The sequence below is a fragment of the Flammeovirga kamogawensis genome, from assembly GCF_018736065.1.
GTDB classification, from domain to species: Bacteria; Bacteroidota; Bacteroidia; order Cytophagales; family Flammeovirgaceae; genus Flammeovirga; species Flammeovirga kamogawensis.
The window spans coordinates 2,421,246-2,437,572 of sequence record NZ_CP076128.1; the positions used below are offsets into that span (position 1 = coordinate 2,421,246).

Below are 16,327 nucleotides of genomic sequence, written 5' to 3' on the forward strand. Positions count from 1 at the left end.
TAAATCAAAATGCAATGAATATACTAAGGGGCAAGTTTTACCATAGTAAACATGACATAGGTCATGTTGTAATATGCTTTATGCAATACTTATTAAATTTAGAGAGATATTTTCAAAAAAAAGGTGATAAATAACAGGTTAAAGAAGTTTTTTATATTTGCCTATGATTAGATTTTTTGGCGTTGTTATTTTATCATTCGCACTCTTTGCTAGACTTTCTGAAGCTGTAATGCCTCTAGCAATATTTTATTCATTAATAACACCTTTTTTAGGGATATTGTTTTTGGGATGTTTATTATTAGAAATCAAAAATAAACAAAAAGGTTACCTAATTTTCGTTCTTATTTATATTGTCGGTGTTATTTCTATACTTAGTGCTACCCTTCAATATTCCATAACATCAAAAACACAAAAATCATTCAGTATAATGAGTTATAATGTTTCTGTTTTTAATGTTTATGCTTATTTAAACCATGATTACTTAGAATCTCGAAATCTAATGAACTGGATTAAACAAGATAGTACTGATATTTATTGCTTCCAGGAATACTATAACTGCGATACTTTAATGGTAAAGGAAAACCCCGATAAACTATTCACAATAAATAAAAAACTAGGAACACAACAAGGCTATCAAGTATATGCACCTCCCTTTCTAACCAATCATATTGGTGCTACTTTTGGATTAGCTATTTTTTCTAAATTTCCTATAATACATGCAGAGAAAATAGATTTTAAACACCTAGGAGGTTCTACTACTAATGGATTACTCATTGCTGACTTAAAAATACCTAATCAAGATACCTTACGCATTATCAATTGTCATTTACAATCTATTATTCTAGATAATGGTGAACCTATCAAAAATTCTTTTATCGAAAAATGCATTGCTAGTATTCAAAAAATACATAATGGTGCAATTATTAGAAGTAAACAGATTGACTTGTTAACTACCGTGATTAAAAAGAGTCCACACCCTGTAATTGTGTGCGGAGATTTTAATGAATCTTCTTACGGATATGCTTACAATCAGTTGCAAAAACTACTGTCTAATGGTTTTGAATCAAAAGGAACTGGTTTTGGGTTTACGTTAACCACACTTCCTTTTCGGATCGATCAATTATTTTTTGATGATGAAAGATTAAATATTGAGTCTTTTGAGACAAACTACTCACAGACTTACTCTGATCATTATCCAATTTCGGCACGATTATCATTTAAAAATTAAAATATTATTTGTAGTCTTGAACAAAGAAAGGGGTTTGCACCTTTTTCTTTTTACAGATTTGATTTAAACTTAGAAGTATAAACATGAAGAAATCAACCCTTTTGGTCGGTTTAGCACTAGGAACTGCATTATTTTCAGGATGTAGTCACGAGAAAAAAACAGAAAAAAAAGAAGTAATTGTGCAGAAAAAAGTAAATAGTCTTGTTGAATACACTGACTTTACTTTAACAGCCAATACTAGTAACCTGTCTTCTAACCAGAAGAAAATGATTAAAAACATGATCGAGGTTGCAAAAATCATGGACAACATTTTTTGGAAACAAGCATATGGTGACAAGAACTCTCTAATGGAATCTCTTCCAACTAAAGAGCTTAAAAAATATGCTGCAATCAATTATGGCCCTTGGGATAGATTACAAGACAATAAGCCATTTATTGATGGAATTGCTAAAAAGCCTCTTGGTGCTAATTTCTACCCTCAGGATATGACTAAAACTGAGTTTGAAGCATTAAAAAACAGCGATAAGACTAGTTTATATACCGTTATTAGAAGAGATTCTAGAGGAGAATTAAAAGTTATTCCTTACTCAAAAGAATATAAGCATGAGTTAGAAGCAGCAGCTTCTTTACTTTCACAGTCAGCACAATTAGCAAATGACCCTGGTTTAAAAAAATATTTAGATCTTAGAGCAAAAGCACTACTTTCTAACGATTATTTCACTTCAGATTTAGCTTGGATGGATATGAAATCGAATCCAATTGATTTTGTTGTTGGCCCCATAGAAAATTATGAAGATAAATTATTTGGTTATAAAACATCTTTTGAGGCTTATGTTCTAATAAAAGACATGAAATGGTCTAAAAAATTAGAAAAGTACGCATCGTTCTTACCTGAGTTACAAAGTGGATTACCTGTAAATAAGAAATACAAATCTGAGATGCCAGGTACAGATTCTCAATTGAATGCTTATGATGTTGTTTATTATGCCGGAGATTGTAATGCAGGTAGTAAAACAATCGCTATCAACCTTCCAAATGATGAAAGAGTACAAGAACAAAAAGGGTCTCGTCGTCTGCAATTAAAAAATGCAATGAGAGCAAAATTTGATAAGATATTATTACCTATCTCAGATGTTCTTATCGATCCCTCACAACGTAAGTATGTAACTTTTGATGCATTCTTTGCAAATACAATGTTTCATGAAGTAGCACATGGCCTTGGAGTAAAAGAAACGATCAACGGGAAAGGTACAGTAAGAAAAGCACTCAAAGAACATGCATCGGCCTTAGAAGAAGGCAAAGCTGATATTCTTGGCTTATATATGGTTTCTCAGCTAAATAAAAAGGGTGAGCTTGATGGCAATATGAAAGAATATTACACCACTTTCTTAGCAGGAATATTTAGATCTGTACGTTTTGGTGCTGCTTCTGCTCATGGTGTTGCTAATATGATTCGTTTTAACTTCTTTAAGCAATATGGTGCTTTTGAACATGACACCAAAACAGGTTTCTACAAAGTAAACTATGCTAAGATGGAAGAAGCTATGAATGCACTTTCAGGTAAAATTTTACAACTTCAAGGAGATGGTGATTACAACGGAGTTTCTAACTTAGTTAAAGAAATGGGTAGAATTACTCCTGATCTTCAAAAAGACTTAGATAAAATTGATGCTGCTAATATCCCAACAGATGTAGTATTTAATCAAGGAATTAAAGCCTTGGGTATATAAAATAAATTGTAGAGGTACTATTTTTAGGTACCTCTACAATATTTCTATCTCATAATGAATGATATAAAAACAGGAGTTCTATTTTTTCTAGAAAGAATTTGCATTATATCTACATTCAGCGTAATATTGTAATGTCTTAAGAAAACGGACACAAACACGGGCGTAGCTCAGTTGGTAGAGTTACGGTCTCCAAAACCGCAGGTCGTGGGTTCGAATCCTACCGCCCGTGCTATAAACCACAAGTTCTTTAATAGAATTTGTGGTTTTTTGTTTATACTGCATTTTTAAACCCTTCCAATTTCACTTTTAAAAAATGAGATATTTTGCAGAAGTTGCCTACTTAGGAACAAATTACCACGGATGGCAAGTACAGCCTAATGCTAAAACTGTTCAAGGCAGGTTAGATTTTGTGTTATCAAAAATATTGAGAACAGAAATTAATACTATTGGAAGTGGTAGAACAGATACAGGGGTACACTGTTCGCAACAATACGCCATGTTTGATTTTGATGGTGATCTTGAAGGACAAAACCTACTTCATAAAGTCAACTCCTTTTTAGAACATGATATTGTTGTTAAAAGTCTTTGGCTTATGAAAGACGATGCACATGCTCGTTTTGACGCTACAAAGAGAAGTTATAGGTATGATATTACTCTAGAAAAAGACCCCTTCAGAATTGACACAGCTTGGAGCTATTTTAGAAAGCCTGATATCAATAAACTTCAAGCTGCAGCTAAAGTAATAATGGAGTTTGATGATTTTACGGCATTTTCTAAAAAAAGTGAAGATGTAAAAACACATATCTGTGATATTATGCAATGCTATTGGCTAAATGATGGGGTTAATTACACATTCCATATTCAAGCCAATCGATTTTTAAGAGGTATGATCCGAATTATTGTTGGCAACATGATGGAAGTTGGTATGGGTAGAATGTCTTTAGATTACATGAGAGAAACATTACGTTCTATGGATAGACAACGTGCAGCTAAATACCTTGCTCCTGGCAAAGGTTTATTTCTTTCTGAAGTTTTATACCCTGAAGAACTTTTTATCAAAAAAATTGAGCGTTAATACATCAGATAAATCAAAACACATACTCTTACTTTCTACTTTGTAAGTTTATCACAAAATCTGAAGTTCGCTTATTATTTCATAGAATAGATTTTTACATAAATACATAAAAAAACCCTTGATAACGTAAAGTTATCAAGGGTTTTAATATATCTGTAATTTTACTAAGACTATGCCTTGTAGATTACTTTTTTAACTGCTTCTATAGTACGCTCTACATTAGGAAGAATTTCCTCTATTAATGTAGGTGCATATGGAAGTGGTAAATCTTTATTTGTAATTCTAACAACAGGAGAATCTAAATAATCAAATGCATGTAATTGTACTTGATGAGCAATCTCTGATGAGATAGACGCTAAAGGCCAAGCCTCTTCAACTACAACTAAACGGTTTGTTTTCTTTACTGACTTTAAGATACAATCTAAATCGATTGGTCTTACAGTACGTAAATCAATTACTTCACATTCTATACCTTCTTTTGCTAATGTTGCAGCAGCTTCATTTACTACTTTCATCATTTTACCAAAAGAAACTAATGTAACGTCAGCACCTTCTCTTACAAGATCTGCAACACCGATTGGAATAACATACTCACTCTCTGGTACCTCACCCTTATCAGCATACATTACTTCAGATTCCATAAAGATAACAGGATCGTTATCTCTGATAGATGCTTTAAGTAAACCTTTTGCATCTTTAGGATTAGAAGGTACAACAACTTTTAAACCTGGAGTATTTGCATACCAGTTTTCAAAGTTTTGTGAGTGCTGAGCACCTAATTGTCCAGCGTTACCAGTTGGTCCACGGAATACCATTGGAGCAGAATATTGCCCACCTGACATTGAGTGAATTTTTGCTGCACTGTTAATTATTTGGTCAATTGCTACCAACGAGAAGTTGAATGTCATAAATTCAACAATTGGACGTGTACCGTTCATTGCTGCACCAACACCAATACCTGCAAAACCAAGTTCTGCGATAGGAGTATCAATAACTCTATCTGGACCAAATTCGTCCAACATACCTTGAGTTACTTTATATGCACCATTGTATTCGGCTACTTCCTCACCCATGATAAAGACATCTTTGTCACGACGCATTTCTTCTTGCATCGCCTCTCTAAGTGCCTCTCTGAATTGAATTTCTCTCATTACTTATTAAAAGTCTGGCTAATTATATCAGTATTTTCGTTTTCGGATGCCAAGATAGTAAGTTTTCGTCTATTTTTTAAAGGTTCTCTTTATTAATTGCCACTAGATAGTTGATAATTAATAGAAGAACCTTTAGTAACCAATAGAATAGAGTATTTATTATAGTGTTATTTTGTAATTTTTAGAACCTCTCCAAATTGAGATGGAATCCAATTAGATTTTAATTTATGCTTTTTCAACTCTATATCAACAGCTATTTTCAATGCATTATAATTATTTTCTAAAAGTTGACTTTTCTTTTCTGCAGCGTTTTTTTGCATATCCACTCCTTTAATTGTGAACTCTAATTGTCCTTTATCATTTTGTAGTTGTTGAATTTGTAATTGCTGATTCACCGAACTGCTCTTTAATTTCTTTTTCTCTTGAACCAATTGATCTACCTGCTTCTTCAAGTTCATTTCATTTGCTTGATAAGCTTTTATTTGACTCAAAGTAGTTGGATTTTTAGTTGCTGATGACTTTTTTAAATCATCTTTTAACTTCTTATTTTCAGTTAATGCTAAACTATACGCTCCTTTAATTTGGCTTAATTCAGTAGTAAGCTTACCAAGTAGCTGTCCATTAGAAGTCACATTACTTGTTGGCGTTGATGCTACAGGTGATGTCAAAGGAGTAGTAAGTGCCGTTGTTCCTATTGTGGGTACCGTAGAAACAGGGCTTGCTAAAGTTGACTGAACAGCAAGTAAATCATTCAGCTTCTTAAGAGAATCTAAGAGCTCTTTATTTTCAATAGACAATTCATCCATTCTATTTTGAGTAGATAATTTACTAAGAGCCATTAGATGAGATTCGTTTTCAACTTCTTTTTCCTCTTTATCTTTTGAACAAGAAAGTAATGAGATAAACAATGAGAGGGCAATAAAAATCTTTTTCATAGGAAAATAATTATAAAATAAATAAAAATTGTTTGGGTGTCTTTATAGACAATACTTAAACAACTCTACTTACCTTATAGACAATTAGTTATTGTCAATAGACCTTAATAATGGAATAAGATTTAATCCAAAATATAAAATTACATACAAACAAAAAGACCCTTTCAGAATTAACTGAAAGGGTCTTTTTAAAGATTTATATATCTAAAAACTACTTAGTAGCAGCTTTAAAATCTTCGTTATCCCATAAGCTGAAGAACTCAAGGTCCTGAGCAGCTTTAGTTTTCAAATCACCAGAAGCTTTGATTTCTTTGATAGCATCATCAGCTTTTGATTGTCTAGCAGCAACGATAGCAGCACCGTAGTGAGCCCATTCGTTATCTTTAGCATTGATAGACTCAGAGAAAGCTGAAGAAGCTTGAGAGTAATCAGATGCACCAGACTTAGAAGCTTGTAATAGGTAAGCTAAACCTTTGTTGTAAAGAACATCAGAATCGTCTCCAGCAGAAGATAAGTACTGAATAGCACCATCGTAATCGCCTTCTCCGATTGCAACATATCCTTTAACAGCGTTAACTGTTGCAGCTACTTGAGGGTTGCTAGAAGCAGCAGCCTTTTCAATGTCAGCTTGAGCACCAGCAACATCACCTTTTAATAACTTAGCACCTGCAAGGTTAGCATAAGCTTCAGGAAGACTTTCTGACTTAGCAGCAGTCTCAAAGTGAGGAATTGCTTTTTCAACTAATGCCATAGCAGCATCTGCATCTTTAGCTTCTTTTGCTTGAGCAAAGAAAGTTGCACCTAAGTTGTTGTGAGCAATTGCACTGTCGTCTTTACGTACAGCAGCTTCGTAAATTTTTACTTTTGCGTCTAAATCCGAAGATAAGTTCGCAGCGTAAAGTAACTCAGGAGTAGTTAATGAGTCTAAGCCCATTTGACCTTCAGAGATACTTGCAGCACGAGACTGAATCTCAGCATCAGTAAGCTTATCTTTGATCTGTAAGATCTCAGATTTAGCATTACGTAATGGTGGATATACGTAACGGAATAATTTTTTGTAAGAAGCAAGAGACTGTAATTTCAATTGCTTAGATACGAAATCACCAGAACCGTTTACTACTGAAAGAACTTCGTCTTTTTCAGCATCTGTAAATTTATCTGAATCTTTCAAGATTGCTTTGAATGCAGTCCAGTTTTCAACAACTGGCTTAGTTACAAATTGAGGAGCATCTTCCTCAGCAACCTTATATTTTTTCATTAACGATGAGTAGTAAGCTTGAACCGCCTCAGGACGTTTGTTCGCTAACTTTGTATTCGCTTCAGTAGAACCCTCTGGAGAGTGAGAACCTGTAATAGTTACAGTTCTTGTTGGGTTAGCAGCAGATACGTAGTTTGTTAACTCTTTACCTTCTGCACCACGCTTCTCAGAAGAACGTAATACTGATGAACCTTGCATAAAGAAGAAATCTACGTTAGTAGGGATATATTCTTCTGCATTGTTGTAACCGTGATCTGCATAGTTAGCAATGAATGTAGGTTGTACATTCTCCACAGTAGTAATAACACCTTGACCTTGGCCATTAGGCATTGCAGCGAAAGCACCATCGTTACTTTCTTTTACTTTTTCATTTTTTACTTTAGTCGCACGACCTAAGTATTCTAATTGTCCTCTTTTGAACTTATCCTCATAAGCAAAAGCCATGTGCTCGCTTAATGCAGGAGTAGCTTCAGGAGCATCTGCATAATCGTCTCCGTTGAAACTTACCACACCAACTTCGATAGGCTCAGCATCGTTAGGGTTGTATTGTACTACAACGTCATACGTGTAACCTTTCTTTAATAGTTTAGGAGGTAACTTAGTTTCAATATCAAAAACTACAGAGTCACCGTGTAATTCAAGCGGTGAAGGATTTATTGTCATTCCTTGTTCCTCTGCCATCTTGTTTACATCCACATTCGAACAGTTTGTGAAAAACAAGGTGCCTGCAGCAAGAACTGTAGACAATGCACTAGTGTATTTGTTCATAATCGTCATCCAAAATTTATTCTATTCCTAGAAATCGCAATTTACCTGTCAATTGCCAAAATTCATCTTTACAGTACAAATCTTAACTTTTTTTAGAACTTTTAATTAAAAAAAAGAATAGATTGATATAATTTTAGCATTTTAGTCAGCTGAAATTTCAGTTTGCAAAGATATACTATTCATAATTAGGTAAGTGTAAGGCATTATCATTATTTTAAAACATTAACAAATTATAATAAATATGAATACCCTTTTATTTCAAAAATTCATTGAGAAGCAAGCATTTGGAGTTTGTAGTAAGCTTGGAAAAAAGCTTAATATTGCCTCAAACAGTATTCGATTATACTTTATCTATGCTTCCTTATTCACTTTTGGTTCACCTATAATTTTATACTTTTCTTTACACTTTTTTATCAATATTAGAAAGTACATCAGACAATCTCAAAATGTTAGAGAAAAGCTTTTTTAACTCCATTCTTTGAGGTGGTCAAATGTTGTATGTTTCTTTAGAAAGTATTCTTTCACAATCATGTGGTCATATACTACTTTAAAATCAATACGTTTTACTTTCACTTTCTTTCTCTGTTTTATTAAGTAGGGTAAAGTGAGGTAGAAATCCCTATGTGCTTTTAAAATACTCCAAAAGTTTGCCAATTCCATTCTTAATAAGAATCGAATTCCAGCTACACCATCTAATATCATTCTAAAAAAAAGAACCGATAACAATTTAGAAGCTGGTAAATTCTTAAAGAGTAAAAATAAGCCATTTCGAAAGTTGAGGTAGGTCTTTTTAGGGTTTTCTCTACTTAACGTTCCTCCCCCAACATGATAAACTTCTGATGAACAGACTGCCTTAATTTTATGACCAGCACTTTTTAACCTCCAACAAAGGTCTATTTCTTCCATATGAGCAAAAAACTTATCATCTAAGCCTTCAAACTCATGGTATAAATCTGCTCTTATAAATAAGCAGGCTCCCGTAGCCCAAAAAATATCAATTGTAGTATCGTATTGCCCTTTATCTTCTTCTAATGTATGCATTATACGTCCTCGGCAGAACGGATAACCCATATAATCCATGAATCCGCCAGCAGCACCAGCGTGTTCAAAATATTTTTTATCAGAGAAAAGTTTGATTTTTGGCTGGCAAGCGGCAACTTCAGGAGAAGTCTCCATCAATTCTAATAATGGTGTCAACCAGCCTTCTGGCACTTCAATATCAGAATTTAAAAGCACATAATATTTTGCTTTAATTTGATCAAGAGCTTTATTATAACCTCCTGTAAACCCGTAGTTTTTATCAAGAACAATAGTACGTACAGTAGGATGATTATCTTTTAACCAAATTAATGAATCATCTGTTGATCCGTTATCAGCAATAATAACTTCTGCACCATCACTATTATTCAATACTGATGGTAAAAATTCTTTTAAAAACTTTTTACCATTAAAATTGAGTATAACAACAGCTACTTCATTATAAGGTAATTTTTTTGTTGGCTCCATATATGTCAACAAACTTGTCTGATAGTTTATTTGTCTTAAAAAAAGAAATTGACAAGGCGAACCTTGTCAATTTATCTAGCCCATATTTCCAAAATCCATTCCTGGAATATTTGGCATCATTCCCTTAGTTGTTTTCATAAGGCGTTCTTGTCCTTTCTGATCAGCCTCGGCAATTGCTTTATTAACAGCTGCGATAACTAGATCTTGTAACATTTCACGATCTTCTTCTTTACATAATAAAGGATCGATTTCAAGCTTTATAACTTGTTTTTTTGCGTTTGCTGTTGCACGAACCATTCCTCCACCAGCATCTGCTTCTGCTACTACATTCACTAACTCTTCTTGTGCCAGTTTTAATTTTTCTTGAACATCTTTAAGCTGTCCAAACATATTGCTAAAATCCATAATATATCGATTATATGTGAGGTTAAATATAAACACAAACAGCAAAGCACTCTAAGAGTGTCTTTGCTGTTTGCTATTTTATAAAATAAATGGTGATGTAGAACTTCTTAAGCTACTCTTAAGTTTTTTGCATGAGAAGAGCTTTCAAATTTCAATGAGGCATATTCTCTATCTACAACAAATTTATCAATTTTCTCTTCTTTTGATGGGATTTCGTACATTGCATCAAGCATAATTGCTTCTAAAATACTACGTAACCCTCTTGCTCCTAGATCGTATTCCATTGCTTTATCAACAATGTAATCTAATGCATCATCTGTAATTTCTAACTCGATATCCTCCATTGCAAACAATTTTTGATATTGTTTAGTTAATGCGTTCTTCGGTTCTGTTAGAATATTTCTTAGAGCATCCTTATCTAGAGGCTTTAAGTAAGTAACTAAAGGCAAACGACCAATAAGTTCTGGTATAATTCCAAAACGCTTTAAATCTTGTGCTGTTACAAACTCTAATAATTCTTCTTTATCTAATACTGGCTGGTCTTCTTTCTCTCCTGCAAATCCAATAGGACGTGTATTTAATCTAGAAGCGATCATATCTGCAATTCCTGCAAATGCACCACCACAGATAAACAAGATGTTTTCTGTATTTACTGAAATCAATTTTTGCTCTGGGTGTTTACGACCTCCTTGTGGTGGAACGTTAACAATAGAACCTTCTAATAATTTCAATAAAGCTTGCTGTACACCTTCTCCACTTACATCACGAGTGATAGATGGATTATCAGATTTACGAGCAATTTTATCAATTTCATCAATATAAACAATACCACGTTCTGCTTGCTCAACGTTATAGTCTGCAGCTTGTAATAAACGTGTTAAGATTGTCTCTACATCTTCACCAACATACCCTGCCTCTGTAATTACAGTTGCATCTGCTATACAGAATGGTACTTGTAATGCTTTTGCTAATGTTTTAGCCAATAAAGTTTTACCAGTACCTGTATTTCCAGTCATGATAATATTTGATTTTTCAATCACGATATCATCAGGATCTGATTTTTGATTCAGACGTTTATAGTGGTTATATACAGCTACAGATAATACTCTTTTTGCTTTATCTTGACCAATAATATATTCATCAAGATGTTTTTTCATTTCTGCAGGTGTTTTCAGAGCAAATTCAGACGACTCCTCATCTTTTTTACGAGGTTTTCTTTCCTCCATTAAGATTTGGTGTACTTGCTCAATACAGTTATTACATATTTGGGCGTTTTGGCCTGAAACCATTAATTCAACCGTGTCTTTCGGTGCGCCACAAAATGAACAGAAATTACCTTTCATTTATTCTCTCCTTGCCTTTTCTCTCCTAAATGATGAAGAGATCCCTTCTCTTCACAGAAACATCTTAATAATCAAGATGTTTATTCATATAATTAAAGTGCAAGTTACATATTTAATTGCACTTTTATACAATGAGTAAGAGGGAAATGTACAAACACTTCCCTCTTCTAATTATTCATTCACACTATTTGTAAAATTTTAATTTATGATAAGCTTGAATTGTTACCATATAAAAGTTGATACAAACAGAATAATGATTATTTATTACTTATCACCAGGGTTTCTAGTCAATACCTCATCGATTAGACCGTATTCCTTAGCAGCTTGAGCACGCATCCAGTAATCACGATCAGAATCTTGCCATACTTTATCATAAGGCTGACCTGAATGTTTTGCTAGAATCTCATACAATTCTTTCTTTAATTTTTGAATCTCACGAGCTGTGATTTCAATATCTGAAGCTTGACCTTGTGCACCTCCTAATGGTTGGTGGATCATGATTCTTGAATGTGGAAGAGCAGCTCTTTTACCTTCAGCACCACCAGCTAATAATACAGCACCCATAGATGCAGCTAGACCAGTACAGATTGTTGCTACGTCTGGACGTACATATTGCATAGTGTCATACATTCCTAAACCTGCATATACAGAACCACCTGGGCTATTAATGTACATCAAGATATCTTTCTTAGCATCAAGAGATTCTAAAAATAGTAATTGAGCAATCACAATATTTGAAATATTATCATCTACCTGAGTACCCATAAAAATGATTCGGTCAGCAATTAAACGAGAGAACACATCAATTTCTGCAAATCGACGATCACGCTCTTCAATTACTGTACGTGTCATGTTTTCAAAATTACCAATATAACTATCCATGTGAAGGCTTGAGATGCCTTGGTCTTTCATGGCAAATTTCTTGAATTCGTTCTTAAAGTCCATATATTAAAATTTTATGAGTTATCGCTTATTAGTATCGATTTTCTAATAAAAAAAGTTCTATCAGAGGGATTTTTAATGCTTCCCTATACAAATATAAAATAATACCGTTACGAGAGAAGAAAAATCTTTACTGATTACCGTTTTTTTTGAAGTTTTTTCGAAAAAATTTACCTTCTGCCGAAAGCTCTTCCTACTTTAATTGATAAACTCACAAAAATTATCTTTGCATTTCCGTTCCTTTCAATAAAATAATAAGCGTCGTTAAAACTGTTCACAAGTACCGGAAGGTTTGAATCTGTTAATACGGAAGAAAAGTTTTTAGCAAATTCATGAGCTTCTTGATCAAGTCTTACAACTGCATCCGCCTCATTCTTAATAAGCATTGCTTCTCTAAATAAGGTAAGACCAAATTTAAAAAAGTTCTTCTGCCCCTCTTTTCCTAATTTATTAAACTCTTCAGACCACTTTGTGATAATTTCAGTATAGCTTGCCTTAAAACAAGATCTCATCCAAGACTTAAATAATTGTTCACTTTGATCTGGAACATCTGAAGCTATTCGTAATGCTTCTCGAATGTTACCATCAGAAAGGAATGCAACTCTCTTTGCCTTTTCTAGCTCCATATTTTGCTTTACCAAAAATGAGGTCAAATCTTCATCACTTGGAGTTGGAACATATACTTTTTGTGTTCTTGATAAAATAGTTGCAATTAATTTCTCTGCATCATTAGTTACCATAAAAAACAAAGTCTTTTCTGGTGGTTCTTCTAGGATCTTTAATACTGCATTAGCTGCTGGTGCTTGCATTAATTCAGGCATCCAAATCAATACAATTTTATATCCTCCTTGATGTGCTTTGACAGATAGTGCTTTTATAATCTCTCTACTTTCTTGACGAGTAATTATAGCCTGTTTGTTTTCTCCACCGATATGTTCTACCCAGTCAGCTACATTTTTATAAAGTCCATTTTCCTCGTTAATAAACGACCTCCAATCTGGTAAAAACTTTTCTGTTGTAGCTTGATCTCTTTTTGTCACTTTCTTAGTTACTGCGGTTGGCAATACAAAGTGAAGGTCTGGATACATTAATTTTGCTGCATTTCTACATGATCTACATGTACCACAAGCATCTTCAGGAGTAGGATTCTCACAATTTAAATAAGTAGCATAAGCAAGTGCTACACCTAATTGAGCTCCTCCTTCTTTACCTATAAATAATTGAGCATGAGCAATCTTGTTTTGCTGTGCAACTTGGATCAATAATTTTTTAACGTCTGACGCTCCGGGTACTTGTGCAAAAAGCATGAAATTCGGTTTAATTAAAACTTAGACAAAGTTCGATGAATCATTGATTTTTACAAGTATTTCTATCTTTATTTAATCAGTAATTTATTCTAAAGATTATTCACTATTCTTTTGTTCTTACATTAAAAACATATCATAAAAAAAACGTACTCCTTATTTATAAAGAGTACGTTCATGGTATATCTTATTCGTGTGCCAGATGATAAATATTATCAGTATCGTTGGGGTTATACCCTGCTTGTACTGCACTTTTGTAAGACACACAGCTAGTCATTGCCATCATAAATAAGAGTAGTAGCAGTAGTTTGAGATATTTCATAGTGTTATTTTATTAGTGATAATCAGAGCAGAGCGTGACTTCTACTTTCTTAAAATTAACCATTGTTTACATATTTTACAAACTTATCGTAACACATGTGAACCTTAATAGGGTAAGAAAACGAATATACCGGCTTTGTTTGTACCTTTGTAAAAATTGATATAATTCTTAAAACAGATATAAATAGTTCAACATGCGTATAGATATCATATCATGTGTTCCTAAACTTTTAGACAGCCCTTTTTCACACTCTATTTTACAGAGAGCAAATAACAAAGCATTGTCTGAAGTACATGTGCATGACCTAAGAAAGTATGCCAACAATAAGCACAACAGAATAGATGATTATGCTTACGGACATGGTGCAGGTATGGTAATAATGGCTGACCCTATTTTTAATTGCATTAATGATTTAAAAAAGGAACGTGATTACCAAGAAGTAATTTATATGACTCCTGATGGTGAAGTTTTTAATCAACAAATTGCTAATCATCTTTCTATTTCTTGTGAGAACATCATTATTCTATGTGGTCATTATAAAGGAATTGATCAAAGAGTACGTGATGAAATAATTACTAGAGAAATTAGCATTGGAGATTACGTATTGTCTGGTGGAGAACTAGCTGCTGCTATTGTTGCAGATGCTGTCATTCGTCTTTTACCTGGAGTATTAGGTGATGAGACATCAGCTTTAACTGATTCTTTCCAAGATGGCTTATTAGCACCTCCTGTTTACACAAGGCCAAAAGAATGGAAAGGACAAGAAGTTCCTGATATCTTATTATCAGGTCATGAATCTAAAATTGATGAATGGCGTTTAGAAGAATCTGTAAAACGCACTCAGAAACGAAGACCTGACTTATGGGATAGCTATTTAAAAGCTCACCCTGAAGTGAAAGAGACGAAGCAAAGAAAAAAGAAATAATTATTATATGTCTAGTCCGTCCATAGCGTTACAGGTTTAGACTATTATATATTGATAGCATCGGGTGTAGACTCGGTGCTATTTTTACTTTTATAAGTTCTCATTTTTATTTCACTTTGCTGATGCATCTCAACAGGTGTCTTCATATAATTACTCCAATGAGGCCTTTCATTATTGTAAATATATACAGATTCTCTAATAAATTTATTCATTAAATCGAGATCATTAATTTTTATTCCTAAAATAAATTCTTGCTTAAGAATTCCGTTTATTCTTTCTGCTACCGCATTTTGATAAGGATCGTAAGATTCCGTCATCGAGCACAATACTTTATTTTCCTGAAGATGTCGTTGATACTCGTGACTACAATATTGTAATCCTCTATCTGAATGGTGTATCATTGGTAAATCAACATAGTTTCTATTTTTCAGTGCTTCTTTTAATGCTGCAATAGCTCCATTTGCATTCAAACTATCTGATACGTTTAACCCCATTATTTTCTTAGAATAAGCATCTGTTACCAAGGAGAGATACATTGGGTTACTTCGCTCACCTATGTAAGTTATATCAGAAACTAATACTTGTTCAGGTCTATTTATTTCCAAATGCTCAATAAGATTTTTATGCTTTTTAAATCTGTGATGAGAATTTGTAGTGACATGATATTGTTTTTTAGGCTTGATATCGAGTCGATTAGCCCTCATGATATCAAAAAGCTTATCTCTACCTACATTTAGTAATTGCAATTCAGGAAGAAGTAATTGATATAATTTCCTTGTCCCTATTTTAGTTTGCTTCAAACGAATTCTTTTCACTAAGTCTACTACTTTAGATGCAATACTATTATTCTTTTTTACTTTCCTTTTCGAACGATAATAAATTTGTCGATTTAACCCAAGCAATTCACAAGTCGGTTTGACTCCTATTTTTTCTTCTTTTTTGAATTGGTCAACTGCTTGGGTAAAGACTTTTTTCTAATAGGAATATTAAACTCATCCTCAGCAATATCGATCATCATATCAAAGAAAATTGCTTTTTTATCTGTTACGTAGAGTTGTTTTTCTAAAGAAGCTTTTTGCTTCTCTAATAATAGAACCTTTTGTTCTAGCTCCAATAATTTTTGTTCTGGTGTCTTTCCCATTTTTAAATCAGATTTATTATCCCAATCTAAATTACCATACTTTCTTATCCAAGTACGGATGGTACCATGACCTTGTATTCCATATTTAAGTCTTGCTGCTGTTATACCTATTTCCCCTCGTTCCACTTCATCTACAACTTGTAATTTAAAAGAGTAGCTGTAATCTTTTTGCGTACGCTTAGTGTACTGATATTCTTGATCTTCATTCATAATGTTACGTTTTGTGTAACACTAATTCAGGACGAGACAATATAAATAAAAAGGCAATCAAGAAGATCACTTCAAGATTGCCTT

At 33.3% G+C, this 16,327-nt stretch carries 16 protein-coding genes and 1 tRNA gene; 6 read left to right on the top strand and 11 right to left on the bottom strand.

All coding sequences use genetic code 11. The annotated features are described in order from the left end of the window. The first annotated feature begins 163 nt into the window (after nt 1-163). The 4 genes from KM029_RS09660 (at nt 164) to truA (ending at nt 4,033) form a co-directional block, all read left to right on the top strand. Nucleotides 164-1,228 carry an endonuclease/exonuclease/phosphatase family protein gene (locus KM029_RS09660; RefSeq protein WP_144073096.1) on the top strand — a complete coding sequence of 355 codons (1,065 nt, stop codon included), beginning with the start codon at nt 164-166 and terminating at the stop codon, nt 1,226-1,228. An 83-nt stretch (nt 1,229-1,311) separates the two neighbouring features. Beyond that, nucleotides 1,312-2,958, top strand: coding sequence for a dipeptidyl-peptidase 3 family protein (locus tag KM029_RS09665; protein WP_144073097.1), 1,647 nt, complete (start codon nt 1,312-1,314; stop codon nt 2,956-2,958). 156 nt (nt 2,959-3,114) lie between these two features. Then, a tRNA-Trp gene (locus KM029_RS09670) sits at nt 3,115-3,187 on the top strand. 84 nt (nt 3,188-3,271) lie between these two features. Beyond that, a complete protein-coding gene (gene truA, locus KM029_RS09675; protein WP_144073098.1) occupies nt 3,272-4,033 on the top strand; it encodes a tRNA pseudouridine(38-40) synthase TruA in 762 nt (253 codons plus the stop codon). Nucleotides 4,034-4,203: 170 nt separating this feature from the next. On the opposite strand, the gene KM029_RS09680 is transcribed toward truA, so the two are convergent. From KM029_RS09680 to KM029_RS09690, 3 genes are all read right to left on the bottom strand, one after another. Next, nucleotides 4,204-5,184, bottom strand: coding sequence for a pyruvate dehydrogenase complex E1 component subunit beta (locus KM029_RS09680; protein WP_144073099.1), 981 nt, complete (start codon nt 5,182-5,184; stop codon nt 4,204-4,206). A 167-nt stretch (nt 5,185-5,351) separates the two neighbouring features. Next, nucleotides 5,352-6,119, bottom strand: a complete 768-nt coding sequence (locus KM029_RS09685) for a hypothetical protein (RefSeq protein ID WP_144073100.1) — start codon at nt 6,117-6,119, stop codon at nt 5,352-5,354. Between the two features lie 211 nt (nt 6,120-6,330). Beyond that, nucleotides 6,331-8,145, bottom strand: a complete 1,815-nt coding sequence (locus KM029_RS09690) for a hypothetical protein (RefSeq protein WP_158631016.1) — start codon at nt 8,143-8,145, stop codon at nt 6,331-6,333. A 241-nt stretch (nt 8,146-8,386) separates the two neighbouring features. Here KM029_RS09690 and KM029_RS27160 point away from each other — a divergent pair, with 241 nt between their 5' ends. Beyond that, the gene (locus KM029_RS27160; protein ID WP_144073102.1) at nt 8,387-8,614 is read left to right on the top strand and encodes a PspC domain-containing protein; all 228 of its coding nucleotides are present in this window, start codon (nt 8,387-8,389) and stop codon (nt 8,612-8,614) included. On the opposite strand, the gene KM029_RS09695 is transcribed toward KM029_RS27160, so the two are convergent. The 6 genes from KM029_RS09695 to KM029_RS27015 form a co-directional block, all read right to left on the bottom strand. Continuing rightward, complete coding sequence (locus KM029_RS09695) at nt 8,611-9,651, bottom strand: glycosyltransferase family 2 protein (protein ID WP_144073103.1); 1,041 nt, start codon at nt 9,649-9,651, stop codon at nt 8,611-8,613. The genes KM029_RS27160 and KM029_RS09695 overlap by 4 nt on opposite strands. Before the next feature lie 75 nt (nt 9,652-9,726). After that, on the bottom strand, nt 9,727-10,056 hold the full coding sequence (locus KM029_RS09700) for a YbaB/EbfC family nucleoid-associated protein (protein WP_144073104.1): 330 nt from the start codon (nt 10,054-10,056) through the stop codon (nt 9,727-9,729). A 107-nt stretch (nt 10,057-10,163) separates the two neighbouring features. Then, entirely contained in the window at nt 10,164-11,399 is a 1,236-nt protein-coding gene (gene clpX, locus KM029_RS09705) for an ATP-dependent Clp protease ATP-binding subunit ClpX (protein ID WP_144073105.1), read from the bottom strand. 264 nt (nt 11,400-11,663) lie between these two features. Next, on the bottom strand, nt 11,664-12,344 hold the full coding sequence (locus KM029_RS09710; RefSeq protein ID WP_144073106.1) for a ClpP family protease: 681 nt from the start codon (nt 12,342-12,344) through the stop codon (nt 11,664-11,666). A gap of 167 nt (nt 12,345-12,511) precedes the next feature. Then, nucleotides 12,512-13,648 (bottom strand): DNA polymerase III subunit, encoded by a 1,137-nt coding sequence (locus KM029_RS09715; protein WP_144073107.1) that lies wholly within the window; start codon nt 13,646-13,648, stop codon nt 12,512-12,514. A 184-nt stretch (nt 13,649-13,832) separates the two neighbouring features. Then, nucleotides 13,833-13,967, bottom strand: coding sequence for a hypothetical protein (locus KM029_RS27015; RefSeq protein WP_260412671.1), 135 nt, complete (start codon nt 13,965-13,967; stop codon nt 13,833-13,835). A 193-nt stretch (nt 13,968-14,160) separates the two neighbouring features. Here KM029_RS27015 and trmD point away from each other — a divergent pair, with 193 nt between their 5' ends. After that, nucleotides 14,161-14,892 carry a tRNA (guanosine(37)-N1)-methyltransferase TrmD gene (trmD, locus tag KM029_RS09720; RefSeq protein WP_144073108.1) on the top strand — a complete coding sequence of 244 codons (732 nt, stop codon included), beginning with the start codon at nt 14,161-14,163 and terminating at the stop codon, nt 14,890-14,892. A gap of 44 nt (nt 14,893-14,936) precedes the next feature. Here trmD and KM029_RS09725 read toward each other — a convergent pair whose 3' ends face one another. Both KM029_RS09725 and KM029_RS09730 read right to left on the bottom strand, forming a co-directional pair. Beyond that, nucleotides 14,937-15,794 carry an IS3 family transposase gene (locus KM029_RS09725; RefSeq protein ID WP_215586340.1) on the bottom strand — a complete coding sequence of 286 codons (858 nt, stop codon included), beginning with the start codon at nt 15,792-15,794 and terminating at the stop codon, nt 14,937-14,939. A gap of 20 nt (nt 15,795-15,814) precedes the next feature. Then, nucleotides 15,815-16,243 (bottom strand): transposase, encoded by a 429-nt coding sequence (locus tag KM029_RS09730; protein WP_205125428.1) that lies wholly within the window; start codon nt 16,241-16,243, stop codon nt 15,815-15,817. Nucleotides 16,244-16,327 lie beyond the last annotated feature (84 nt).